The sequence below is a fragment of the Vibrio sp. 1180_3 genome, assembly GCF_029478545.1.
GTDB lineage: Bacteria > Pseudomonadota > Gammaproteobacteria > Enterobacterales > Vibrionaceae > Vibrio > Vibrio aestuarianus.
Genome location: NZ_SJFM01000021.1, coordinates 41,685 through 67,111, shown reverse-complemented (window position 1 = coordinate 67,111; position 25,427 = coordinate 41,685). Strand labels below are relative to the sequence as shown.

Annotated in this window: 16 protein-coding genes; all 16 read right to left on the bottom strand. The window is 40.4% G+C overall.

Going from position 1 to position 25,427, the window contains the following annotated elements:
- Positions 1 to 210: 210 nt before the first annotated feature.
- The 16 genes from EYW48_RS13625 to EYW48_RS13550 all read right to left on the bottom strand — a co-directional run bounded on the left by EYW48_RS13625 (position 211) and on the right by EYW48_RS13550 (position 25,358).
- A complete protein-coding gene (locus EYW48_RS13625) occupies positions 211 to 2,052 on the bottom strand; it encodes a hypothetical protein (RefSeq protein WP_274680149.1) in 1,842 nt (613 codons plus the stop codon).
- Between the two features lie 2 nt (positions 2,053 to 2,054).
- Complete coding sequence (locus EYW48_RS13620; protein WP_277432552.1) at positions 2,055 to 4,418, bottom strand: AAA family ATPase; 2,364 nt, start codon at positions 4,416 to 4,418, stop codon at positions 2,055 to 2,057.
- A gap of 3 nt (positions 4,419 to 4,421) precedes the next feature.
- Positions 4,422 to 5,876, bottom strand: coding sequence for a hypothetical protein (locus tag EYW48_RS13615; RefSeq protein ID WP_277432551.1), 1,455 nt, complete (start codon positions 5,874 to 5,876; stop codon positions 4,422 to 4,424).
- Positions 5,866 to 9,213, bottom strand: a complete 3,348-nt coding sequence (locus tag EYW48_RS13610; protein ID WP_277432550.1) for an ATP-binding protein — start codon at positions 9,211 to 9,213, stop codon at positions 5,866 to 5,868. The genes EYW48_RS13615 and EYW48_RS13610 overlap by 11 nt, the downstream gene beginning before the upstream one ends.
- Before the next feature lie 8 nt (positions 9,214 to 9,221).
- Positions 9,222 to 10,652 (bottom strand): protein kinase, encoded by a 1,431-nt coding sequence (locus EYW48_RS13605; RefSeq protein WP_277432549.1) that lies wholly within the window; start codon positions 10,650 to 10,652, stop codon positions 9,222 to 9,224.
- A complete protein-coding gene (locus EYW48_RS13600; RefSeq protein ID WP_274680154.1) occupies positions 10,645 to 11,337 on the bottom strand; it encodes a PP2C family serine/threonine-protein phosphatase in 693 nt (230 codons plus the stop codon). The genes EYW48_RS13605 and EYW48_RS13600 overlap by 8 nt, the downstream gene beginning before the upstream one ends.
- Positions 11,338 to 12,015, bottom strand: coding sequence for a VWA domain-containing protein (locus EYW48_RS13595; protein ID WP_274680155.1), 678 nt, complete (start codon positions 12,013 to 12,015; stop codon positions 11,338 to 11,340). It lies immediately after the preceding gene.
- A 101-nt stretch (positions 12,016 to 12,116) separates the two neighbouring features.
- The gene (gene hsdR, locus EYW48_RS13590; protein WP_277432548.1) at positions 12,117 to 15,665 is read right to left on the bottom strand and encodes a type I restriction-modification system endonuclease; all 3,549 of its coding nucleotides are present in this window, start codon (positions 15,663 to 15,665) and stop codon (positions 12,117 to 12,119) included.
- A 32-nt stretch (positions 15,666 to 15,697) separates the two neighbouring features.
- A complete protein-coding gene (csm6, locus tag EYW48_RS13585) occupies positions 15,698 to 16,822 on the bottom strand; it encodes a CRISPR-associated ring nuclease Csm6 (protein ID WP_274680157.1) in 1,125 nt (374 codons plus the stop codon).
- A 123-nt stretch (positions 16,823 to 16,945) separates the two neighbouring features.
- The gene (locus EYW48_RS13580; RefSeq protein WP_277432547.1) at positions 16,946 to 18,703 is read right to left on the bottom strand and encodes an EH signature domain-containing protein; all 1,758 of its coding nucleotides are present in this window, start codon (positions 18,701 to 18,703) and stop codon (positions 16,946 to 16,948) included.
- On the bottom strand, positions 18,696 to 19,352 hold the full coding sequence (locus tag EYW48_RS13575) for an OmpA family protein (protein ID WP_277432546.1): 657 nt from the start codon (positions 19,350 to 19,352) through the stop codon (positions 18,696 to 18,698). Before EYW48_RS13575 ends, EYW48_RS13580 begins: the two co-directional genes overlap by 8 nt.
- Positions 19,352 to 21,466: a chemotaxis protein gene (locus tag EYW48_RS13570; RefSeq protein WP_277432545.1), complete on the bottom strand. Its 2,115-nt coding sequence runs from the start codon at positions 21,464 to 21,466 to the stop codon at positions 19,352 to 19,354. Before EYW48_RS13570 ends, EYW48_RS13575 begins: the two co-directional genes overlap by 1 nt.
- A 7-nt stretch (positions 21,467 to 21,473) precedes the next feature.
- Complete coding sequence (locus EYW48_RS13565; protein WP_274680161.1) at positions 21,474 to 21,812, bottom strand: hypothetical protein; 339 nt, start codon at positions 21,810 to 21,812, stop codon at positions 21,474 to 21,476.
- A 2-nt stretch (positions 21,813 to 21,814) separates the two neighbouring features.
- Positions 21,815 to 22,900, bottom strand: coding sequence for an HNH endonuclease (locus EYW48_RS13560; protein ID WP_274680162.1), 1,086 nt, complete (start codon positions 22,898 to 22,900; stop codon positions 21,815 to 21,817).
- Positions 22,897 to 23,604, bottom strand: coding sequence for an OmpA family protein (locus tag EYW48_RS13555; protein ID WP_274680163.1), 708 nt, complete (start codon positions 23,602 to 23,604; stop codon positions 22,897 to 22,899). Before EYW48_RS13555 ends, EYW48_RS13560 begins: the two co-directional genes overlap by 4 nt.
- Positions 23,605 to 23,606: 2 nt before the next feature.
- Positions 23,607 to 25,358, bottom strand: a complete 1,752-nt coding sequence (locus EYW48_RS13550; protein ID WP_274680164.1) for a hypothetical protein — start codon at positions 25,356 to 25,358, stop codon at positions 23,607 to 23,609.
- Positions 25,359 to 25,427 lie beyond the last annotated feature (69 nt).

Genomic DNA, 25,427 nt, shown 5'->3' with positions numbered 1-25,427 from the left:
GCCATGGATAAATAAGGGATGCAATCCGCTCTAGCGAAAACCCGATAGAGCGGCTGAAATTGGCGTAATTGTACCGATTTAGGCGGGTCCATCCTATAGGTATTGATTGAATTGAGCGCGAATGCTGCCTAATTCATCATTACAGACATCCATAATCATTACTGTCTGTTAAAAACCATGGCAAACCATATATTCAATAACTTATGGTATTTAGGTGAAACAATTCGCTTGATTCAAACTAGGCTTCATTATCCTCCGCTCAACGAGATCATGCTCTAAAGGGATGCTAAATGAAAACCTGCCATTAGATAAATTGCCATCATTTAAGACAAACATTGATTCTTTTACATCTAACGTCCAAGTTGCTTTACATTCTTTGTTTCTGCAACTTGCTTTAAAGTAATCCTTTGATGTCTGTTGAATACTGCTCTCATGTGCGTGTTGGCTACATACTGGGCACTGCTTCAAGTACTTAGATATATGACTCTTTGTAACAATCGCGTCATACAACTCTGTATTGGCATGCTTTCTAGCAATGCCTAGTTCTTTTTCTGATAGCCTATAATCAAGTTTTCCCTGATAAAGCTCATCTATCGCAGTAGGTAATTTCACTTTAAAATCAGTCAAATATTCGCGAATGATCACTTTTAAGATTTGTTGTTGCAATTTCCCTGCAAGTATTTCTTTACCATGAAGTTCAATCGGTGAAATGACAATAACGTTATCGTTTTCGCTGATTGTGTTATTTTCTGGGCAAATTACAAATTCCCCGGCAGCTAACTCACTCTGAGTGATGTCTTCCACCAACGGCTCAGACAGCGCGACTATTCGAGCTATAACACTGTCTTTTCTGACTAATCGCCATTCGCCTTTATTTGAATGTTCAAGCGTTAACCCAAAGGTATTATCATGGCTTAACTTATGGCCTTTTGAAGCTTTAGTCAGAGACCAACCCAAGTTCACAAATACTTGTCTTAATGTTTGATCAACATAAGATTGGTATTGAATGAAGTTACGTTGCTTTTGCTCGAGAAGCTTCTGCGGTGATAGCCTATCTGTATTAGCATTGTTAAGCCACATCCTCCAAAGTTTAGCTGCTCTTCGATAGTTTTTATCGTGCACCAAAATATTGGTTTGTTTCAATTCCATTGGCACCTTGGCTGCTCGTGGAATTGCCTGATATAACTTATCGGAACGTAACTGTGATAGTTTGCGAATGCTAGATTTTACCTGTGCTAACGTTGATTCAGTCTGATCCTGCAATTGCTCCATCGTTTCGTCACTATCTTCATAGGCTCTACCCCAGTCTTGTGTTAACTGGGTAATATAGCGATGGTCTTTATTGCCGCTATCGAGCGCTCCAAATTTTCCGATGAAAGTTACGATTTCTTCAAGACGCAATTGATACATTGTAAGATAATTGAATAAGTTATCGATAAGCCTTGCATATACGATGTTTTCGTAAATAGCCACTTCATCTTCGCTCACCTTCGCCATCAACTTTTTAGGGATGATCCCCACTATCGTTCTTTGCTGCCAGCATTCCGAATGGGCAACTAAGTGTGCTTGATAGTTATTTGCGTAGCGTTTAACCCTGCTTGTCGGTAACAGTTCAGTATCGTAACGCATACTCATTCTGGGTGAGCTATTTATCTGAAACAAAACGCCATTGCTGAAAGCGTCTTCAATTCCGATGTCAAGTTCGTTGGGCGTATTGTTTTTACTCACTTCAGGTGGCAAAAAATGACTAAACATTTCCAAATTACTTGCATCAAACTTGGCATTTATTTGATATATAGCATCGTATATGACTTTAAGTTGTTGCTCGGCTCTCGAAATATCGTCGTTGGTAAACAGTTCATCTGAAAGCTGAGCAAAACCAACTTCACTTGAAAACTTGCCCTCTACTTTAGCTGGAATGTTAGGCTCTAATATAAGGGATTGTTCATAGTTATCGTCAAACTCTTTACCAATCAGGGCATAACGCCCTGATTGTATGCAAGCGACTTCGTCAGGCTGAACCGTTTTAGAAGTTACCCTGTCTATTAACATTGTTAATAAACCCCTTGTTCTTTACGGGTGATCTCACTTTCAATGATTTCAATCGCTTTACCACCGCCACCTTTCAATGATTTAAACAGATTAGTTAATGCAATTTTTAAATCTTTTAATTTATCGATAGAAATATCGTAACGACCAAGCACTTTTCCTTTTCGAAGCACTCTGGTAATTAAAAGATGCTCAAGTGCATCTGCTTCATGCCCACCACATTCTTTGTATACAGAAATAAACCTAAGGGCTTGAGCTTCTAAACGGTTACCCCACCCAATATCAAATTGACGTTCTAGAATTTGTGTAAACACCGAGTTAGTTAGCGTGTTAAGCATGTCTAAAACTAGCTTTTTATGGGTCTTTTGTGCCTGTGTAAAAAGAGCATCAACTGAATCAAAGTCAATTACCGTGTTCTTGATAGCTCTTGCACGCCAACCTTCAGGTTTCACTTGCTTCTCTAAATCTAACGTGAATGCTCTATCATGGGTTTTATCTGCGAACTCAAACGTTGTCTCATCATGGTTTGCTGTCCCCATAAACCAAGTATTCGATTTAAGTAATAGCTTTCTGTCTTCAACCAAATATTTTGGTGGATTGATAACAGACGAGTCCATTAGGACAACTTTACGTTTCTGCTCGTTTTGCTCCATTGCAGATAGAAACTCGGCAAAATACTGTTCTGGACGAGATAGGTTCATTTCATCCAATAGAATAATGTTAAAACGTTTTTCGAATGATGGTGTATGCGCTTTATATAGACCTTGCAAACATTCTTTTTCATAGTAGCGTTTTTCGAAAGCATTGTAGTGACCAATTAGGTCATCTCTATCACGCCAACCTGCTTGAACAGGCACTGTTGTGACCTCACCGCCGACCGCTGCTGCAAATGCATTGACTAAACTCGTTTTACCTGTACCAGAGATCCCTTGAAACACATGCAACGGACTCAGCGCTAGCCCAGCCATAAACTTTCTTAGCAGGTCTAAGTCATAATACAGTTCTACATCTGTTGATATTGCGATTCTATGTTGTAACTCTTCAGTAAACTCTTTTAACGAGTTAACTGGTTGAGCAGGTACCGGCTCACGATATCTGCGATCCATCAATGTCAGTTCTTTAAAAACTTCTTGTGACTGCTGCTTTTCGATTAAGTCATCTAATTGAGACTTAACCGCTTCGATACTGTGAGTTAATGCTGCATTGCTAACCTCAAGAAGATCCTTTTGCTTCTGCAACTCCAATTTTTCTCTCATGCTAAGCTTATACTTACCTTCACGTAGCTTAACCTCATCGTACTCTTGCTTGAGCTCTCTTAACTCTTCTTCTAAATCGTCCACTCGGTCTTTGTAATAACCTAACTCTTCTTCTAAATCGTCTTCGCTGCGACCTTTTAACTTATTGCGAGCATCTCGTAGTTCTTTTTCAAGCTCATCAATCCGTTGCAAAACTGCCGCTGGAGAACCAAGCTCTTTGATTTTCGCCTCTCTTTCTAACTCCTTATAACCATACAAATGCTCAGTTAGGCGCTTAATTTCATCCTGATCACGAGTACGGTAATCTTCTAGAAGCTTCAATTGGTTTTCTAATGTTATTTTTTCAGTTTGAATTTCTCTTCGACACTCTTCTATCGCTTGCTTTTTCATAACAACCTGAGCGCCAAGTTTTTTCTTCAGTTGATCATTTAACAATTTGTTTTCATTAATTTTATCATCAAGCTCTGTTTGACGTTTTTCTAATTCAGCATGTTCCGCGAGTAGCTTTTTCTTTAACTCCTCAAATCGCGTATTTTCTTGCTCTTTCGCACGCTCATAACTTTGAGCTTGCTGCTCAAGCATTTTCAATTCGTTTGTTCTGCGTTGCTCATCAAGCTGAGCTATTTTTTGCTCAACTTGTTGGTACTCTTTTTTTAACGATTCCAACGATTTTTGACGCTCAAGAACAAAACCAGCATTAGCGTTCGCTTCTTTTTCTAATAACGATTGCTCCTTGCTAGAAAGCTCATTTAATTTTGATAAAAGTTCTTTCTCTTTAGCAGCAAGAGATTTGTCTTTTTCTGTTATCGATTGGAGCTTATTCTTTACTTCTTCACTGTTTTTTTCAACTTGCGCCATATTAAAATCAATTTCAGCTAGGTTATATTCTTGCTCTTGCTTAGTTCTTTCATTTGTTTCAATTAACTCTTCAAGTTGAGCTGTCAAATCTGCTAAAGCCTGCTTCTCTTCTTCATTTAATTTACTTAGTAGCGTTTCATCTGATGAAACGCCTGCTTTTTTGAGAAGAGCGCCTAGATATCCATTTGATGGCGGAACTTGTGGTTTTTCCACTGGTTTTGGTGCTGAGTTTTTTTTATTAGGTTTCTTAGCCATTACTTAGTCCACTAAAATATTTTCTAAAATTTTGTCTACTACATTGATGTAATGCAACGCTTGTTCATTGGTAAATTTTGTACTGTTGCCGTGCGAGGCTTCATCGCGAACATGCGATAGTTCATACACCAGCTCGAAGAGCAAACCGTCACGAGTCATAAATTCAAATGGATGATGCGGATAATCTCTCATCGATATAAAAATAGTTGCTAATAAGGAACGCAGGCTTGAGTTATTTCCTTTCGCTGTTTGATAAATTTTTCCTGGTTGAACTCTAAGAATGCTATCAATTTGTGATTGACTAAACTTTCCTACTTCTTCCAATAACCATTCAAGCTCTCGTTTCTGCTTATAACTTGAAAGTTTTTTTTCCGGCAAGATATCTAACCGCATGAAAGGGTGATTGTTTAAAGTCGCTTTACATACAAATTCTAGGACAGAACCACATCCGTTTATTAACGACCTGTTTAAACTATAATCCGCATATTTCTCGCGATTCAGTCGTTCTTTTCCATTCATTAACTCAAACAATGGACCGACTAGACCTTCAACACGTTCAGCGTTTGGGTATTTAGTTAACACTTCGACTCTGGCTGTTTCCTTCATGAGTTCAATTGTCTCTGAGTAAGATAATTCCTCTTCCTCGGAGTTAAAACTTAAGCACGAGAATCGCTCTAGTTTGTCATTTACAGCTCTTGCTTGGTCAAACAGAACATTCATCCAGGGCGCTTTATGGAAAAGAGCAAATGGGTCAATAAAGTCGAATTTATAACCTGAAGAAATATCGGCCCATAACAACAAATACGACTGTTTAGCGTCTTTGTTTGACAGAATCATTTTCTCAGCCTTAATAGGCGCATGGTATCGCTCATCACTGATATTATTTGCTATCCATCGCGCTTCTTTATCTTTGCTTAAAAGATCATTTATCTCGTTATCACTCGGTCTATCTACCTCATGAATTATTTTACTAACACGATAACCTCTAATTCTCTTGTCAGTTGCTCGGTCTAATTTAAATATTAACTTGTCAGTATCTTTCTCAGGTTCAATTTCGCTAGTTTCGTAAGCAATTCTAGGAAACCATTGCCCCGTCAATGCACACTGAAACACTGAAGCAGTAGTCATTTCAGGTTCGGTCTCTGAGTCTAGAACTTTTCGTCCTTCTTCAGTAATTTTAAAGTTCTTATCTAACCATCCATTTGGCTGCATTGTGGTGGCTAAAATGTATAAAACCATTTCCTTTTCTAAGGAAAGCCACTCAGCTATTTGACTTGTGGATAACTCTCGATTACCGGTAACTCGAATTAACTCTAAGATTGTTCTTTCAAAAAGATTTAACTCTCTCCCTTTGTGAGAAGACAAATACACTTCCCAGCTGTATACAGGCCAGGCGAAAAGCTGCACATCACGACTTTTGGGGGAATCTGCAGTTTTGATGTATGTGTTAGAGAACAATGCCTTTCTCCTTTTTACAAAGCTCATTAAAGAACTTAGGGAAACCCATTAATATCTTTTCATTTTCAGATGTCCGACTCGATTCAGGCATAAGTTGGTCTAAATTACTTGATGCTAAGCTTGTGTCACCAACAACGATAAGCAAACGCTTCTGTCTCGACATAGCAACGTTAATACGGTTAGGTATACGCAAAAATCCTAGCTGTGCATTTACACTTTCTTTCGTAATTTCGTCTGGTTCATTCCAGCTTCGAACGGTTGACAGTAACACTACATCAAACTCTTTACCTTGGAATGCGTCGACTGAACCAACACGAAAACGTTCTTCCGGATTTCTACCTAAGTTTGGTTTCGTCATTCTAAACTCAGACACAACATTTGAACCTGTTGCCGAATACTCCATTACTTTTCTGTCTACCATTTTTTCAATAATATGGTCTCTTTGAGCTGCATAAAAAGTGATGATACCGACACTTAAATCAGGTCTTGCTGATAATATTTTATAAGCTTCATCGGCAATAATTTCAGCTTCACAGTCACGATACTTAGAACCATTTTTAGAAGACATTTTTCCTTTTGCTGGTTCAACATTTATCCATGCTGCAAGTTTGTCTTCATAGCCCGGTACGTCTAATGGGAAATGTGATTCATCTAAACCAGCCTTTACAGGAGGCAAGCCAAACCGCTCGTAAAACTCTTCACTCACAAATGAGCCTAATTCAGGGTGCATCCGAAACTGAGTATCTAGCATTACAACACGCTTATGCTCTGTAGCCCCCTCTTTTTCATATTTAGAAAGTGAGTGATACAAACGTTCAAACAAACTTTGTTGTAATAGTTCGTGATCGATAATTTCGAGTTCATTGTTATCTTGTAGTTCTTTTTCAACTTTTGGCTCTAACATATGTGGAAGCTGTCTGTGGTCCCCAACCAAAACTACACGCTTTCTAGCCATCGACATTGGTATCATAAGGTCCAACGGGTTAGCTCGCGCAGCCTCATCGACAATTACAGAGTCAAAATGTATATTCTTGCTATGCTCAACAGACTTAAGACCAACCATAGCTTCACCTGCAGCTTGCTGACATGTCGCTCCGAGTACAGCACTATACTCTTTGAGTGAATCCTGAACTTGCTTCTTTTCAAACATCAATGAATCAAGATATTTCTTGCGATAATATAACTGCCCAAGCCTTGGAGAATTCACCAAATTCGCCTCAAGCTGTTCTATGAGTTCACTTAAATTCTTTGATTGTTCTGGTTTCAACCAACGTTGGTTCGGAAGTACAAATTTATCTTGTAAAGCATCGAGCAGTCGATTTTGGGTCTCTTTTAAAAACTCAAAATCCACATCAACACCGACGTTAGCCATAACTTCGAGCTTCTCAAGGTCGTAATCAGCACCTTTTAGCTTCTTTAGTAGTGAAATCAATTTGATTAATCTCAAAGCTCCATCATCATCGTATGAAATTAGATCCGTTCTCAGTGCTCTGGTTGCAGTGACTAACTCCTGCTTTTGAGTTGTTGTAAGTGCATACGAGGAAGATAGTCTGAACTGCTCTATGAGCTGCTCCACGTTTTTTTCAATTTTGGCAGACACTTTAATACCGTAATTAAGCGCCAATTTTTTTAATTTAACCTGCAATTCGATTAAGTTTTGGTAATTGAATTGAGCATTTCTTGAGTTCTTTATTTGAAAAACTAACGACGATATCTCATCCACTAGTTTGAATTCATCGCTATTTCTAATTTCGCTTTCAACATTTGGTTTTAGTTCATGAACAACTTTACTAGTCCAAGCGTCGATGCTATTTGATTGTTGCTGATTAGTTTCATCTTGTTTGCCTCCCACTTTAATTGCAGGAAGCCCAAACACCCCTGACCTAGCTACCACGTTATCTACCGCATCATGTTGGTAGCTCGTGAGTAAAACTTGGTGTTTTAACGATAAGTTATATTTATTACCCTCTTCAGCAATCCTGTGTTGAATAGCAGAGATAACCTGGGTTTTACCTGTGCCTGGAGGCCCTATAATTAAAGCCACGTCTGGTGTGTTTAAAGCGACTTTCACCGCTCTTTCTTGCTTCGTAGTTAACGATTTGCCATCAAGCTTTTTCTTTAAGGCCGGCGTTATTGCCCTTAACTTTTTAACTTTCTGTTCAGGTGGGTTTACACCTTCTAAAATATATTTAAGCTGCGGCATAGGGTTTGTTGCATCTTTCAACAAATCAAAAGCGACTTTTTTACGCTCATATTGTTTTTTCATACCGTTCAAAGATATAAAAATAAAACCTTTGGATTTTGGCCTTTGGTTCAAGCTCGAAACTAAAAAGTCACCTTCAATTTTAGCCCTGTGTAAAAAAATAGGTCTTGGCCCACCCTTTTCAACATTCTCTGTAGATGTTAACCAACTTGGTAAATCTTGAGCTATCTGTAACTCTATATCCGAGATTGAGAATGTTTCACCAAGCACTTCTAATTCATTTTTGTATCGTTCAAAAAATGACTTTAGTGCCTTGTCACCAACTTTAAATTTGAATCTTATTTCAGTATCAGAAGCACCATAAACACCTTCGTACTCAAGGAAACCAACCGCTTTAGCTAATCTAGAATGCTGTTCCCAATGGAGGTCTGAGTATTTCTGCCAAAGTTTAAAATAACTAGCGTTATCTTGGAGGTGCTGTTCAAGTTGGTGTTTGTAGTTAGAAGTATTTAATTGCTCTTCTATTCCATGCAACTCTAATTCGTGATGTCCATAATATGCATATAGCTTATCCGTTCCACCGCCAAATTGATAAACCGAAGAAAGGTACCAATTTTTTCTAATCTTATCTACTAACACCTTGTAATCTTTACCAATCAGAAAAAATGAGTCCTTTGAATTCTCGCGGAACTCAATAAAGATCCCACCTTTATCATCTTTTGCGAAGACGAACTCGTCATAAAACCATGTACGTGCACTTTCAAGGTCCGAAATGCTTGGAACTTGTTTTTTAATAGCTTCAATAAAGATTGGCTCGATTTTAAACTCTATGTTTTCATCGTAGCTATCAATAAGATCGACGTAACGAATTGCGAGCGCACGCGAGTTCCTGTAACAAGAAACTGCACAAATTTTTCTCGCTTTGCTCCCCGAAACAGCCATGGCAAGTAACGTATTCTTAAACTTGACTTCAGCAAAAAAGTCTCTCGTTCCTTGCTTGACATAGTAAGAATCTATTTCAAAAAACAATTCTACTTCTTCACCAGTTTTCCAATCCAAATGTGCATCATTTTGGTCTTCGAAAATAAGTTCGATCACATCGCCGGTAAGGCATTTAGAGTCTAATAAGTTCATAATTTACTTCACGCTAATTGCCATCTGTAAGTCTTCAATAATTCGATAAATTCAGGTTTGTTTTCATCGGACTTGAGCCAAGTGGTGAACTCATAAGGATCTTTAGCACTACGACGCTCCGCTGCTATTCTTTGCTTATGGGTAATTTGATGGACTTGCGATGCATTTTTACGAGATATACTGCAAACCGCATGTGACTCGGGAATAAAATATATATCTCCATCACTCATGGTTACAGTTAAGTTTTCATCACTGTCAAACCATAGCTCTGTATTGTATGGCGCAGAATTAAATGTGAGAGACATTCCATTACTAACAACACGCACATTATCAGTCTCAATAAATCCTTCTGACGAATTAAACGTGTATTGCGAATCTTCTTCACTTAGGTAGATAACTTGTCTTAATACTGCATAATATTCTTTCCCAACAGCGGTCGAACAAAATGGACAAGTTTGGTCATCAGATTGAAGGTTGATAAAGTAATGACTACTGCAAGTTGGGCACTCCAACAGATGATCAAGTGCCTCTTGTAAGGCTGCACACCAAACATTTAATGAAGGCCTTTCATAAGGCTGCTTTTTACCTTTGGCAAAGCACTGGTCAAATAACGTGCGAAGCTTTTCATTGGCAACTAAAGCCAAATCAATGCCGCCGACACTTTCGTTGCTTTCATCTTCAGTATCGTATACCCAAGACAACTCTCCTTTAAAAGCCTGTTCTTCTATTACTTCTGGTTCACCATCTTCGACTTGAAGCCCTTTAAATGGGTGTTGGTGTGTAAGTAGTTCAAACGCCATTACAGCAAATGACCACTGATCGGTTAATGCGTTAACACCAATATCACCTTTTACAACTTCTGGTGCACCGTACCCAGGCGTATATATGTGAGTAAACCCTTCTCTTTCGTTAACACACAAGTTGTCACAATCAATAAACCACACTTCTGAATAACGACTATCTTCCGAAACAAAGATATTTGCTGGAGAAATATCACCGTAGGCGTAGCCTCTACTATGAAGCTTCGCCAGCGTTTTGGCGACTTTCAGTAGAATTTGAAAGCGTCTTCCCAAGCCACCAGTTTGTATGTACTGCTTAATACTATGGCTATCGATAAGATCACTAAAACTTTTCTCTAGTACGTCTTGAAGTGGAATCAAACCATCCATCAGTTCCATTACATAACCTAGACGAGGCTTTATGATTTGTATTTTAGGAAGAGCTAAGTTTAGTCCGGATAAGTCTTGCCTTAGGCTCCAATCTAATTGCTTTTGCCATCTCTTTATCGCCGACTGATTTTTGGTATTCAAGATTTTTACCAAAATTCCACTCAGCTGAGTTTGACAAACGATGCCTTGCCCGCCTTCACCAATTCTTTTAGTAAGTTCATATGCATTGTCATGTTTGTCGTAGACAGTACTTTTCTTTTTACTATTCATTAATTAGAACCACTGCAATTGTTTTGTCATCTGTATGATGTGGTGTGGGCCAATTATGCAATAGGCCTTTTAGGTTTTTCTTAATGGCTCTTGGACTTACCGATTGAGCACGTTTCACTAACTCGTCACAAAAGCCAAGGTGATCTTCTATATCTTCCGAAATTCCATCTGTCATCAGTATCAATCCACAGTTTGTCCGATTCAATCTACCGCTACCGACACGCCAATCAGAAAACTTTTTACTTAACCCTAGCCCCGTTGTTTCATTTGAAAACAAATCATCTTCTGAAACCGAATGATTAATAGTGCAGCTGCAAACAATACCATCACCAAGTTGGATAAATCGGTATTCACCTTTTGAGTTTCCCCAGGCAACCATTAAAGTGGTGACAGCATCATTTGGTTCTATATTTTGGGTTTTAAGTTCACCAAGCCATTTTGTATAAATGTCGGTAATCAGCTCTTTATCGGGTATGTCTTCACGCTTAACTAAACAGAACTCAACCGCTAAATGAGTTGCTAATTTAGAGCCTATATGAGACGAATCTCTAGACCCCATACCATCGGCAACCGCCACTGCCCATCGACCGTTAGATTTTCTAGATTTAACGGCATCTTGGTTTGGAATTTTGAGATCAGAATGCGCGGGGCCAATAACAGACGTTTTTGATATACTTATTTTCATTTATAACGGAATATCTAAATCATCATCAGATAATTCGCCGTTAACAAACTCTAGTTTCATTGGCTCATTTGGTTTTTGGCTTTTCGAATGGTTTGCAACACTCAAGGTAACGGCACGGAAAAAGCGAGCTATTTCAGCCGCGTTATGTGCAAAAAATAAAGGTGCTTCAACATCGTTTCCAAATGATTCAAGTAAAGCATTGTCTGCATCATTCCCAATTGATAAAGCAAACCTAGTCGCTTTTTGAGCTCTTTCACTATTTAGCAACGCATCAAATGCGTTTTTATAGTTATCCGTTGGATAGCCATCCGACGCTAAAATGATAACTGGTCGGTATGCTCTAGATGGAATAGTTTCTTTATCTTCGATCAAATCTTTAACTATTGTACAAGCAGATCCTAAAGGAGTGCTTCCTAGTGCAATAAAGTTTTCTACCTGCTCTATTTGGTGAGCTGGCGTTAACGGAAGGTGTGTTACTGCTTCACCACCGAAAGTTACAATGGACAGATGAATTTCTGCTCTTAGTCTGCTCTCACTCGCAAAACTCGATATCATGTCCTTGATTGATTGATTTAACGCTTCAATTTTTCCATCAATACTCATACTGCCACTGGTATCCGCCATAATAATGACTGGTAAAGGACGTGCTTTATTTGCGACAAATTTATTTAGTTCCATAATTTTCCTCAAAATTATTAGGTACTCTGTGACTATTGTGGTTAATGTTTACTCAATTGCGTGGCAAACCAAACTGCTTTAAAAGGCTGGTTTGTATAATTCTAAGCCGGCTCACCCCACATATACTCACTGAATTGGGTAAGTATGCTGTCTAATTCATCATTAAACACGTTCATAAGCTTACGTTTTCCGCCTTTGCGCTTGTAGTTACCGGTTTTAAACGTATCATCATCCAGCACGACTTTTTCTTTGATTGAGCTGGCTAAGCGTTCTAACCAACTGACTTGCTCATCATTCCAATCATTGGCTTTGAGAATACGAGCTAATGCGAGATCAACTCGTTGTTCAAACGGCATGAGCGCATCGCCAATTGAGGCGCGACGGATATGGCCAATCAGTTTGGCGGCAATATCTTGGTTTTTGGCAACGTTCCACGCATGGCGCAAGGTTGAATCATTGTAGTTTTGTGCATCAAACCATTCTTGAAGCTCAATCAACCCTTTGCGGGTTAAATCTCTTGGGCGGTTGATAATGATATCTAGCGCTTCTTGTTGATTGACGGACACATCCACCAGCTTATCAAACGCTTCTAGGAAATCATCAGCACTGTCATGGTCACCCCATACTTGGGTGACCCCAGTTACAACGTCCGGCAAGTCCGTGAAAATCGGCATGTCACGTAAGGCGTTGATCTCCGTTTTCAATTGCTCAAGGCGGCTAATGAGGTTAGTGGAGTTATTAAACACTTCTGCCGACCATTTTGGTCCTTTCTCTTTGAGTTTTTTAGCCAAGCCTAAGAAATCACACCCTGCTGTTTCGGTGCAGATTTCATCAAAACGTTTGATGTGCGCTTCAATGTCTTTGGATTTATCACGGTTAAACTGGGCATGACCAATAATGCGTTGCAGCTTGGCCACCAATTGTTCGTGGCTATGCTCAGCAAAGCTACGACCGTCCGCTTCGATGGTTTTGTAGGTTTCTGAATCGGTAATTTCATTGACCAGCGTTTGCAAATCAACACTTGGGCGCACCACTACTGGGCGCATGGTATCGACACTTTGCAGGGTTGAGTACAAATCCACGGCATCGAAAATCCGGAAGGATGTTTTGCCAACTTCAGGGCAAAGACGCGTCGCTCGCCCTTTCATTTGCTCGTACAAAATACGACTGCGTACTTTGCGCATAAACACTAGGTTACAGATACTCGGAATATCGATACCCGTGGTAAGCAAATCAACGGTGACCACGATGTTTGGTAAGCGCTCTTTCTTAAAGCGCGTGATCATCGATTGGACTTTGGTGGCATCTTTGTCTGAATCGCCAGTGATTTTGATGATCGCATCATGCTCTAGCTGCGGATATTTGGTTTTAAACGCGGTGCGTAACTCTTCCACCACCATGTCAGCGTGCGTGTTGTTAACACAAAAGACCAAGGTTTTTTGTGGGCTGGTTGGGTCAATCGCAAAGTCTTTATTGTTCGCCAGCTCTTCACAGATCACTTTGTTGAAATTGGAGGCTATAAGAGCGCGGTTAAAATCCGCCACTTCAAAGCCTTGTTCGTCAACTAAGGTATCGTTAATCAATTCACCTTGGTTAGACAAACGCTGTACTTCTGCACCTTGTGAAAGATAAATCCCCCCCTCGCTCAACTGAGTCACAATGCGGATTGGCGGTTCTTGGTCAGTAAGGTAGCCATCAATCACGGCTTTACGATAACTGTAGCGATACACTGGCTCTTTTTTCTCACCACCGAAAATATCAATGGTGTGCAGCGCTGGTGTCGCAGTTAAAGCAATCTTAACCGCGTCGAAGTGGTCGATAATACGGCGATAAGAGGAGATGAAATCCAGTTCGTTACGGAACTTCTCTTCCCCTTCGGTCTGCTCTTTATCAAGAATATAGCCGCGGTGTGCTTCATCAACGATGATGCAATCATAGCGACCGACTGGCATCACCTCATCACTCTGTAAGGTACGCTTCACCAGTGATTGTACCGTTGAGACGTGAATCTTGGTGCTGTCTTCAGGGAAACGGTCAGTTAACCCTTTAACGTTAAAGATGCTATTAAAGGTGTCGCCTTTGATATTGGTGTCTTCAAACGAATCTAACGCTTGCTTACCTAACGAGGTTCTATCGACTAAAAATAGGATGCGTTTAAAGCGTTGAGATTGGATCAAACGGTACATCAAAGCAATCGCCGTGCGGGTTTTGCCTGTTCCTGTAGCCATGGCGAGTAAGATATCTTGCTCGCCAGACACGATGGCTTTTTCAACAGCTTGAACCGCTTCTTCTTGATAGTAACGTAACCCAAGGTCACTCATATCTGCATTGTCACTAAACCAACGGTTATTGAGTTGGTTGTCGCTTTCTAGCTTGGCAATCAGTTCTTCTGGGCGATGCCATTCTGGTAGCGCTTTGGGCATATTGGATGCGTGGCGAACATCGCGACACCAAATACCACTTTTGGTTTTCACCGCCGCACGATAGTCACGCCCATTGGCTGAATAGCAAAACGGTATTTTATACGGCGTAGATGAGGAGGAATCCGCCCATTCAGGCACATAAGCGGGTAGTGACTCGGCAATTAAGTCTAATGACTGAGGATCATTAGCAGCATCTTGCAATTCACTACGCAGAAAATCATGATCAAAACTTTGGCTATAACGGTAGGCTTCACTCAGTTTAGCGGCGACATCGTTATTGGCTTTTTTGGCTTCAATTACGCCGATAGGTTTGAGACCAACAAACAGAACGTAGTCTGCATAGCCTGACTTTCCGGTTTCATCTTTTCCTGTTGGCCATTCCGCAATCGCCATATTACGACCGATTTGTGGGCGAGTACCTTTTGAGAACTTTAGGTTTTCGCTGTCTGCGTCCCACCCCGCTTTGCACAGTTGGCGATCAATTAAATAACGGGTTTCCCTCTCACTGAGATCAAGTGTTCGTGACGCGGCTTGATCAAGCATTTGCTTCTTATAGGCTTTGCGTTCAACTTCGGTTTTCTTCGCTAGCTCCGCGTCTTTTTCTTTTAGCTGCGCTTCAAGAGCATCAATGCGTTGCTGTGTTTGCTCTTGGGTTTCATCTTTGTTGCTCTCAAGGATGGAGATATAACCTGTTAACGCGATGAGCTTTGCATTTTGCGCCGCGACTTCTGCTTTAGTTTGCGTTTCCGTTTGATATGCAGAAGCAAGCTGCGCTTTTAACGAGAGGATTTCTTGTTCAAACTTGTCGCTATTTTCCGAGCTTGGCAATACAAAAACTGGCACGGCAAAATCATAATCTTTGGTAACCAGACGGTAATACCAGACCGCAATGCGAAATGCCAAGCGCAGGCACATAGCGGCATCTTCCAGATCGTTATGGTATTCATGCACTGCTTGGTTGCCAATTTGACGCAACTGATGGAAGACTTTGAGAATATTGTCATCGACAAACGGAACTTTGGCTAATTCACGTAGCAAGTCATGCTGATTATCTGGCGCTTCAATATCGAGTATTTTCGCAAGATGTTTAGCGGTTGATTCGCCGAAAACACGCACCTTGAACAAGGTCGTGTTTGGATCATCCGGGTAGTTCTTTTCTGCCGCTCGTGCGATAGAAAATAAGAAGTCGTTAACGCCTTTTAGAAATTCAAAATTGGACGTTGCCATTCGCTGCTCCGTTTGCATACAAATTCTGACCATTAAATTAACGTTACCAAACCATCACTATCCACCAGCGGAATGCTGTAGTGCTGATCGTTTCCTTCCGCTTTAGATTTTATTTCCAGTTTATCAGCGGTTTGGATTGGTAGAGCTTTTCTAAGCTTACTATTTATTGTTGAGCACACGGGTTGAAGAAAACTTCGCTCCATGCCCTTTAATGATGTGTAATCGCCAATTTTAAAGTCTTCTGGAGTTGTATTAAAGGTGTTGAATATACGCGGATCCAACGCTACTTCACAATACTGGTTTAGAAAGCTAATACTGTGTTCTGTAACTTCTTCAAAGTAGCGATCGACTAATAAACCTGCGTTACCCTTTTCTAACAACCAAACATAAAACGCCATCTCTTTAGCTGTGAGTTTAATATCCACCCCTAAGGTAGAAATGAGCTTAGCTTGCTTATCAATCGTCACATGCAATTGCTGCTCATTGCTGGCGTTTAACATGCCAACTGTTTGGCTAAAAGAAAGATTCGCCATTGAGCTTAGAATGCTAGGGTCAATTGAGTTTCGCATTCTTACAAAGGGGATTTCAGCCAATGTCACTTGTGCCAAGCTTGCATCTACTTCTCCGTGACCAAACTTGCCCGATATCCATTTGGGCTGCTTAGTTGGATACCAAAAATCACGCACAAACTCGTATTTATCATCAACAAACACGTGGCTTAGGGTATCTTGCGCTCGACCAAACAGTGACATTGCGTAGCCAAAGTAAAATGCCATGGTTTTACGCCCACCAGCCAATGAAGCATGAATACTGACACTTTCGTCTTGAGTCAATTCATACACTTTGCGAGTTATATAGTTTGCCATGGAGGTTTGATCTTCTATTGATTTGGCATCATCAATGTATTCACCGTGTTCATCTTCAATCAACCAGATATGGCTTTTATCAAATTTGAAGTCAGGCAGTTGGTATTCTTCTTTAAGCGCTTGTAGATGCCCATCACGTATCAAGCCATTCATCAGCGCATCGACGCAATTTTTAGTCGTGATTACGTAGATTTCTTGCGGAAAAGGTCGTCCACTCTCTTTAATTGCATAGAGCGTCTCGGTAAGCACTTGCGGACTAGCACCAGTGGTGGATAGGAGGATATTTTTCATAAAGATATCTAAAACAGAGTTTAGGAAAGTTTAAATGCAAGTCGCTTTAGACACTACGTTTCACATCACGTTTAATGCGCGATTAATTAAATAATGTATGCAACCTTGCGAGACTCAATATATTTAATAAGCAATACGAAAACGATCAGCGGTTTCCATTGCCTCTCGATGCCCTTTTGCGGCTGCTTTGCTCACCCAATCTTGACCATATAATCTTGTTTTAGCGTCACTTCTTGCATTTAACAGCATCGTTTTCCCTAATTGCCACATCGCCTCAGAATTACCTTGGTTAGCTGCTTTCTTGATGAACATGTCATAATCATCTGCATTTCCAAGCTGCTTCGCCATCAATGCTTTAGATAAGTACAGAGAACTCTTTTTCTCTAATCCCCTGAGTTCACCAAACTTACCCGTATCAACCTCACTTGACCAAAACTTCTCAACCCATGATTCAAGCTTCTGCCTGCGATGATTAAGCATAAGCTCATCAGGCGCAGTGATTAGACCAACCCCGTCTTTATACTGGTTAATATCAGGTGGTAAGCCCTTAAAATATGGAATATTCGAATTAGGGTTAATATTAAATTTTGTACGTAAAAGTTTTTCGCAGAAGTACTGCCAAGAAGATAAGTGGTCGTGCACTTCAAGCTGATTCATTGAGCGGATTTCGGCAATTGTTAGTGTCTTACTATCAAACAACCTCTGCGCGTACCAAGCGTCATTTTTGAAAAAGCGCGTTTCACTCAACGCTCCGCGCAAAAACTCAACCGCTATCGTTTTGCCTATTTCAAAGATGTACACCTCCGTCTCAAACTGATCATTTTCATCAATGTTATCAACGAAAGGAGGTACGCCATTATTCTGCTCTTCCACAAAGTGGAAGCTGGCTTTTGGCAGTAATACGCGAACTCGCTCAAAGCATGAGCTATAGTTCGACCAAAACATGGAACGGCTGCGAATCTGACGTGTTTGGTCTTCAGTAAACGCTAAACCTTCCGCTGCTTTTTCTGAATACAATGCAGAAGAAATTGCCTTTAAATCGAAATAGCTGGATAGCTGAAATTTCAGTTTTAATATTTGCTTTGCTGCCGTACCCAGCCTATTCCAATAGCTCTGATCTTGCATTGGTAAACATTGCAATTCAATAAGCTCATTGCATTGTTTACCATAATGAAATTTACCAAGCTGTATGATGAGAGACTCGCAGAAATCTATACGTTGCTGAGTTGTCTTTAATGCATAGAAATTTGATATTAACCACGCATCATCATGCGCTGATAAATCAGCAGACGGGATCATTTCAACAATAATTTTCTCTACGTGAGCTTGGTAAGTGCTGGCTTGTGGGAGACGCAAGGATTTTATGTAACTTGCTACACTCTTATTAGCGTTATAACAAATCTCCGCCATTACTTGATATTGTTTCGATTTTAACGCCAATAACCAGTCGAGTTTTAATACATCCAACTCGTTCCAATTAGGGACATTGCGTGCAATTTCAATCGAATCAACTAACACAGATACGACTGAGCTCGGTTTGTCGTCAAGCGCTAAACCCATTTTAAAAAGCGCAATATCTCCTAATATTGAATGGCTACCAATACCGGTCCAGACCGCTATGCAGGCCATTTGCTTCTCACGATCGTCTAAATCATCCCATTGCTGCTGATTTTCAATTGCATCAAGCCATTCAAAAATATGAATAGTGTTAGTTTTCCCTGCTTGTACGAGATCCATAATCTGCTTGAGAGTTTTAGGTGGGAAGCTGGGTAGTAATTCACTATCAACTCCCATGTCGTAAAATTCATCAAAAGACAGTCGCTCTACGCTATTGGTTGACGGCAGGTTCGGTAGAGCAAAGGCGAAGCCATTACTACTCAACTTTCTTCACCTCTGAAAAATTACCTAAGAACTCGTCGTCTTTAAATTGGAAACGAAACTTCACTTTACGATCAGCAGCATTCACTTGTTTTTGATTGGCTTCAATTGGACCGCGTCCCGAAATAACTACCTTTTCAAAAAAGTGTGGCTTCTGCTTAAATTTCATTGAGTTAATATAAGCAATGACACTATTTGCACGTAATACACTCAATTCCATATTTCGATTAAACGATCCTTCAGAACTCGAATGACCTTCAATCACGATGCGGCTAACTTCCTCTGCTGTTGCATCCGACTGGAAAACGGCATTGGCATAAATAGGAATAAACGTTTCCAAAAACTGTTGACCACTCTGTTTTAGCTTTTCATCATTCAAATCAAATAATATCGAATCGGTTATCGAGATATCACCTGTATCAGAATCTGCCTGAACCTCAATACCCTCGGTGCTTAACGCATCATTAATTCCCTTGATAATAAGTACCCGCGTGTTTTGGCTCTGTTCCGTGACCTCTGAGATTTGAACCAATGCGCTAATCAGTAGCAGTGCAAAGATCATCAAGAGCACAGACATTAAATCGCCTATGGAAAGCCAAACTCCTGACTCTTCTGCATCGGCACTACTTGGCACCTTGCTTAAGCGTCGCATTATGCCTCTTCCTTATCTGCTTCAAATTCACGACGCTGAACTTGCGAGTTGATTAGGTAACCCGCTGCTTGCGATAACTTGTTGTGAATAGAACTCGCTGACTGGTCAAAGTCTTTAAAGAAGGTTTCGAAACTTGAATTTGCTCGACTAAAGTAATCATCCATCGCTTTCGGGAGATTTTCAGTTACATCCACAAAGGTAGAAGATGCTGTTGCGTATTCTTTCTTCAGGTTGGCAATTTGTTTGCCTAATTCTTCCGACGCTGCAACATGCTCTTTTTGGAATAATGAGATTTCTCGGCTCATGCTTTGCGCTGCATTTTGTAATTCAGCCATCTTAGAAGCTTCGTTAAGACCAATTGCTTTTGCTACACGTTCAACTGTCTGAGCTGATGCTTCAAGTTTTTGGTACTGAGCGGTTAACTCTTGCAATAAATTGTGGCGTGCTTGGTATTCACTTTCAAAGACTTTGCGGAAGTTCTCTACAACATCATTTAAGCCATCACGCTGCTTGCTGAGACTGCCTTCTAGTAAATTATTCTGCTGCTCAAAGTAAGACGTCAAGTTTTGTTGGTATTGTTCGCGGAACGTTTCCAACTCTGATTGAACGGTTGTCGACATTGATTTTACTTTCTCATCAATATCACCCAGACCCGCCTGAAGCTCTTCTTTTGCCGATGTCATCAATTTGGAAGCTTGTTCACCCACATTTTCAAGTACTGTTGTTTGCTGTTTAAATGCATCACTAGAGCCTTCAATCAGCGTATTAATACGACTTTCCACTCCATCAAACAGTACCTTTTCTTTGGATTGACGTTCATCTAGAGCACTGTCCATTGACGTTTTAATACCTTCAAAGGCAGAAGATGCTCTTACTGCACTTTGTTCAAAAGCATCACGCTGCTCAGCCAATCCTGTGGATGCACCATCAAGCAAGCTTTGTACTTCGGTAGCAATCGTACTCATAGCGCCTTGTGTATCATCCTTAAAGCTACTTAGAATGGTTTTTAGTGATTCTGCAAATTCTTGTAGTTTCACCATTGTCTCTTTTTGGAATTCATCAATGCTGGCAACCGTTTCAGAGGTGCTTGTAACAACTCTTTCAATGTTGCGATTTAGCTGTGTAGAAAGATCATTGCTGTTAGCTACCGCTTCGCTGGTTTTTTGTAACTCAATGCTGACAGGCTCTATTAGGTGTACTTTCATTTCGCCGATCATCAATTCCACCAGCTCTTTTTGCGATTGCTCTTTGATATCTTTCAATGTGGATAGCTCTGTTTTAATCTCCGTCAGAACAGGTGTCATATGTGCTGAAATTGAATCCGTAATCGCTGTAGACACTCGGTCTGCGATAATATCACCGTTAAATGATTGACCAAGTTGATTCAATGATTGTGAAGTATCACCAAAACGAACGCTCATTTCTTCAATCGCTTTCACAGAGCGAAGTTGGGCTTCAATGACCTCTTCTTGCCCTTCGTTTGACATATTTTTTAGATAGTAAATTGGACTCGCTTCAAAATATTGCTTTGAGATAACCTTAATAAAGCTCTCTTGAGCTTGAGCCAATTTGCTTGATGATAACTTCATCAATGCCATAAACATTGCTGACGTACTCAAACCTGCCAGCGAGGTATAAAACGCAGTTTTCATGCCTTCAAGTAATTCAGCAGCAGATGCAAGCAGCGCTTTCGAATCACCGGCCATACTAAATTGGCTCAAACCAATAGTAATACCGACGAATGTACCCGTAATACCAATGCTAGTAAGTAGTGCTGGTACCAATTTGTATCTTGCACTGTCGTACGATGGCAACATTTGTGAAATAGGCGACTTACTTAGCCATAAGTGCCCTTTTGTATCAATTTTTAAACCATCTTCGGTCGGTGTGTATACCAAATGTTCTGTTACCCAATGCATTTGTTGGGAATTCAGTGACGCATCGCTTATAAAATCACCATCAGTTTTTATTACTGAAATAGTATCTAATCGTTTCTTTGCGTCTTGAGTAGTATTCCACTCACGATAAGAGAAAAAGAAAAATAGCCCAAGGGTAATCATGATGATTAGGTCTGCTACCCAATCTCCTGATATAAAAGCGATTTTATCCAACATACCTAACCTATGAATTTAAAAATTGACTGAGTTCTTTTGGTGAAAATATTTGTTTTGCGATGCGAGCAGGCAAATGCTCCGCATCTTCGCGAACAACACCATTCACTATTAATTTTTGTTTAAGCCTAACGCTGTACAGGGATTCATCATGATCTGCAGAATCGCTTGCGATACGCAGATACACATCTTTTGGGAACTCTCTTAACAATGTCGCCTGCAAGGAGGATTTAGTATCTCTAAGTGAATTTGTGGCAACAAAATCTAACCCAAACTCATCTTTCGATAGTTTCCACGCATGGTTTACGGTAATTATTCTTTCTACAATTTCTTCAAGTTTTATTTGCATTATTAATGCCTCAAGTTAAGCGCTTGAGATTTATAGTCATTTAAAAAGTCACTAACACTCACAACTTGCCAACCATTTTTAGATGCATCTTCAATATCATTGGCTGAAATTGCGATGCCGAATTTGTGTTTTGGCCACGCGAGTTCAAGACGTGCGGCTAAATCGCCGAAACTGTCTTCAACAAAATAGTTAATCTCTGGGAGTTTGAGATAAGCCTGTCGACAAGCATGTAGTACACCATGCACACCTGGGTCTGAGTAATCAAACAACTCTTGCCACTCTCCGAGGTCATCAAGTAAACCTTGCTGCTTACGCATATCATTTATTGTCTGACGCTCTCTGTGGCTGAGAGCCATATGCTCATGCATTGGTTGTTTGCTGTGACAGTCGATACACAGTGCTCGAAGGTTTGACGGTCTGTTATCTGATTTAACACCACTAATATGATGAACATGCAGAAGCGCACGGTTGGAGCGCATGTTCACTTTACATTCTTCACACTCAAAGTTTTTTTCTACTCGATAGTGGGAGGATATTTTCGACCAATCATCACTGTACCCACTCTCTGCTGTTTCAGCCCTTCGAGACGGCATGCGCGGGAAGAAGGAACTGTAGGTAGCAAAGAACTCCGCCATGTTAAAATTATGCACTATAGTCATGATATTTGTCGTCGTATTGCAACCTTTATAATTGAGCTTACGTAAACAGTTTTGACATACCTTTAGTTTAGCTTTAGTTTCTCCATGACCCGTATCAACAACGAACTCCCCTGATGTATTGTTGGTCACTACGTAGCGCTCAAAGCGACCATTTGCTCGCATACTTTGTAGTGTTGAGCAATCAGACACGTGAAATCTAGCGTTAGTCCCATTAGCTTTGATATACAAAGTGACATGGCGACCTTTGTAACTAAGTAGACCAGATTCAATCTCTACATCTTTAAGCTCAACATCTTTTCCTTGTTCTAATTCAGCTGAAATTTTATCGATGTGAGTCTGTTGAAGCTCCAGAGTGAACTTTCCTTTTTTCTCTGGTTCCATAATTTCAATAGCTTGCATTAAAGAGCGAAGATTAAGCGTCAGCTTCATTCCGCCCCCAAAATCTTCAAGATTTGCTCCTCAGCATTGGTGATCACTCGAAAGGAAACTCGACGAGAGCGCTTTTCGTCTTCAACACCATCTTTAACTACTGCTTTAGATGAAGAATACCCTACTGCCGCTACGTTATTTTTTACCCAGCCATAATGTTGTGCTCGCACATCATCAAGCTTCATTACGTACCCAAGTACTGCACGCGTCCGTGACTGTGATAACCGCATATTGTTGAAGTAAGCCTCGTAATCGCTAGAACCGTGGTTCCAACGACTAGATGTATGCCCTTCAATTTTGATCTCTTGAATAATCGGCTTGTACTGCTCTAACACATCAAGATAACGAGGAAAGAAATCGTTCAAGATAATTTGGAACTGCTGAGTTAAGTTAGCTTTACCATTACCGAACAATACTTCAGGAGCAGTAAAGTTAACACTCAATGTATCTCGATCAATTTCAGCACCCCAAGTATCAAGATCTTTAGCAAACTCTTCCAGCAGCGCAATATAGATGGCCTGCTGGGTTTTCTGATAAGTTTCTGCGACTTCTTTTATTTTGTCACGCTCAACCATTGCATCTCGCATAAGTGCAACAGAAATAAACAAAAACACCATCATCAGACCTGCCATCAGATCTGATACTGACATCCAGTGCTCACCACCATCACTCGTAGATTTGGTTTTTCCGAATAGCTTTTCCATGATTACACTGCAATTTTACTGTTTACAACATTCGACATTTCACGCGTTAGCATTTGGTAATCACGCGTAAACTGCTGCGTGATCGTCGCAAGTGCTTCACCCATCTCATTCATGGTTCGATTGATTTCTTGCTGCATTTGAAGATCAAGCACTTCCACTTGTTTCTCCACTGCACTTCCTGTTCTACCTATCGACTGCGTGATCTGGTCTTCTAAGCTATCAAATGTTCTGCGAACTGCTTGAGCCTGTACTTGGAAGACTTCTTCCAGTGTGGTTTCTAAGCGATCGTGAAGTTTCGTGATAGCAGATGTCGTTTCTGACTGAATATCTTTGGTGCTACTTAGTAACTCTTGGTTTGCTTCTTTGAGGACTTTACCTGTTTCACGCGCATCATCTTTGATATCGGCAACTAATACGCGAAGTTGACCATTTAGCTCAGTGATTGAATCTTCAAGATGTTGACGAATCTGCTCAGTAGTATCTGTTAGGTGACTAGTTACATTACTTAAACCACCTGTTGCGGTCCCCACTTGTTCTTGAATATCTGACGATGCCTCAGCTAGCTTGCCACCTAATGTATGTGAACTTTCGATTAACTGCTTGGAAACATTTGCAGCTCCGCTTTCAAGGTTTGTGCGCATAAGCTCGACACTCTGCGTCGCTGTAGAACTAAAGTTATTAATAATTTTTTGCGATTCTACTAGCATTGACTCGTAATGCGTTGAAGCTGCTTTTACTGAATCACCAATGACAGACATTGTGGTATCCATTTGCTCACGAATCTGTGGCATTGCCTCAACAGCTTTGTCTCTTAGATCTTTAAACGCCTCAAGTCTGTGTTCTAACTCGGTAACTTGACCATGACCTAACTCCATTACTTGATGCAGTTTTTCCATTGTTATAGGGATAGATTCAGCTCTCTCATTGATATTCGCTACCGACTTTTCCGTTGAAGAAATTGCATCCACGCCAAGCTGATACTTAGTCGCCATATCTTCTAGCTGAACTCGGTAGTTTTCTTGCCAATCGACTAGCTTTTTCACTGACTCATCTAATCGTTTGAAGTTTTCACCAAACTGTTCTGTTAGCTTGTCGTTAAACTCAACTATCACCTCTTTAAGGGCGTTAATTACCTGCTCTGTTGCGGATTTAGAAAGAAGTTCGCCAAACTCATCCATTTTTTGCCATAGTTTGGTTTGGAATTGCTCGCTAGTTTCTACAGCTTGCTCCATATGACGAGCTAGTGACTTTTGTCCGTCATTGATATCCGTACGGAGGTTCTTGATCTGTGAGGTTAAGGAAGAGTCCTCATCACCTTTTATAGCCGATAGCAGTTCATTGGATGCATTTAACTGAGCCGACATAACTGAGTAGATTTCTTCTGGGCCGATGTTCTTTATCGCTGCTTCATCTTTCTGTGGAATCGCCCCAAGAATTGCCTTATAAACAATCGAAGCCGCCATACCAACCAAACTAGTCAAAAATGCAGTTTTTAACCCTGCCAGTAACGATTCAATACTTCCATCAATGTTGCTCGGGTTGAACTCCATTAGGCCAACAACGATGCCAGCGAAAGTACCAAGGATACCTAGAGAAGTAAGGATATTGGTAGTACTCGCAGTAAACCTAGGAGATCGACCTAAGAATGCCAGTATGCTGGAAACGATAAGCAATAGTATGATTGAATATATAAAAGCATCAGAAATCGCATCCGCAGAATAAGATGCAATAAAAGTAGCGATTGAACCTGTCATTTTTTAGTAACTTAGTTGAATATAAAGTCGTCAATTTTAGACCAAAAATTAGACGTACACCATACTTTA

What these genes read in the sequence shown, in the direction of transcription:
- EYW48_RS13625 (WP_274680149.1), bottom strand. Translation starts at nt 2,052, where the DNA reads ATGTTAATAGACAGGGTAACTTCTAAAACGGTTCAGCCTGACGAAGTC.
- EYW48_RS13620 (WP_277432552.1), bottom strand. Translation starts at nt 4,418, where the DNA reads ATGGCTAAGAAACCTAATAAAAAAAACTCAGCACCAAAACCAGTGGAA.
- EYW48_RS13610 (WP_277432550.1), bottom strand. Translation starts at nt 9,213, where the DNA reads ATGAACTTATTAGACTCTAAATGCCTTACCGGCGATGTGATCGAACTT.
- EYW48_RS13605 (WP_277432549.1), bottom strand. Translation starts at nt 10,652, where the DNA reads ATGAATAGTAAAAAGAAAAGTACTGTCTACGACAAACATGACAATGCA.
- EYW48_RS13600 (WP_274680154.1), bottom strand. Translation starts at nt 11,337, where the DNA reads ATGAAAATAAGTATATCAAAAACGTCTGTTATTGGCCCCGCGCATTCT.
- EYW48_RS13595 (WP_274680155.1), bottom strand. Translation starts at nt 12,015, where the DNA reads ATGGAACTAAATAAATTTGTCGCAAATAAAGCACGTCCTTTACCAGTC.
- hsdR (WP_277432548.1), bottom strand. Translation starts at nt 15,665, where the DNA reads ATGGCAACGTCCAATTTTGAATTTCTAAAAGGCGTTAACGACTTCTTA.
- csm6 (WP_274680157.1), bottom strand. Translation starts at nt 16,822, where the DNA reads ATGAAAAATATCCTCCTATCCACCACTGGTGCTAGTCCGCAAGTGCTT.
- EYW48_RS13575 (WP_277432546.1), bottom strand. Translation starts at nt 19,352, where the DNA reads ATGCGACGCTTAAGCAAGGTGCCAAGTAGTGCCGATGCAGAAGAGTCA.
- EYW48_RS13570 (WP_277432545.1), bottom strand. Translation starts at nt 21,466, where the DNA reads ATGTTGGATAAAATCGCTTTTATATCAGGAGATTGGGTAGCAGACCTA.
- EYW48_RS13565 (WP_274680161.1), bottom strand. Translation starts at nt 21,812, where the DNA reads ATGCAAATAAAACTTGAAGAAATTGTAGAAAGAATAATTACCGTAAAC.
- EYW48_RS13560 (WP_274680162.1), bottom strand. Translation starts at nt 22,900, where the DNA reads ATGAAGCTGACGCTTAATCTTCGCTCTTTAATGCAAGCTATTGAAATT.
- EYW48_RS13555 (WP_274680163.1), bottom strand. Translation starts at nt 23,604, where the DNA reads ATGGAAAAGCTATTCGGAAAAACCAAATCTACGAGTGATGGTGGTGAG.
- EYW48_RS13550 (WP_274680164.1), bottom strand. Translation starts at nt 25,358, where the DNA reads ATGACAGGTTCAATCGCTACTTTTATTGCATCTTATTCTGCGGATGCG.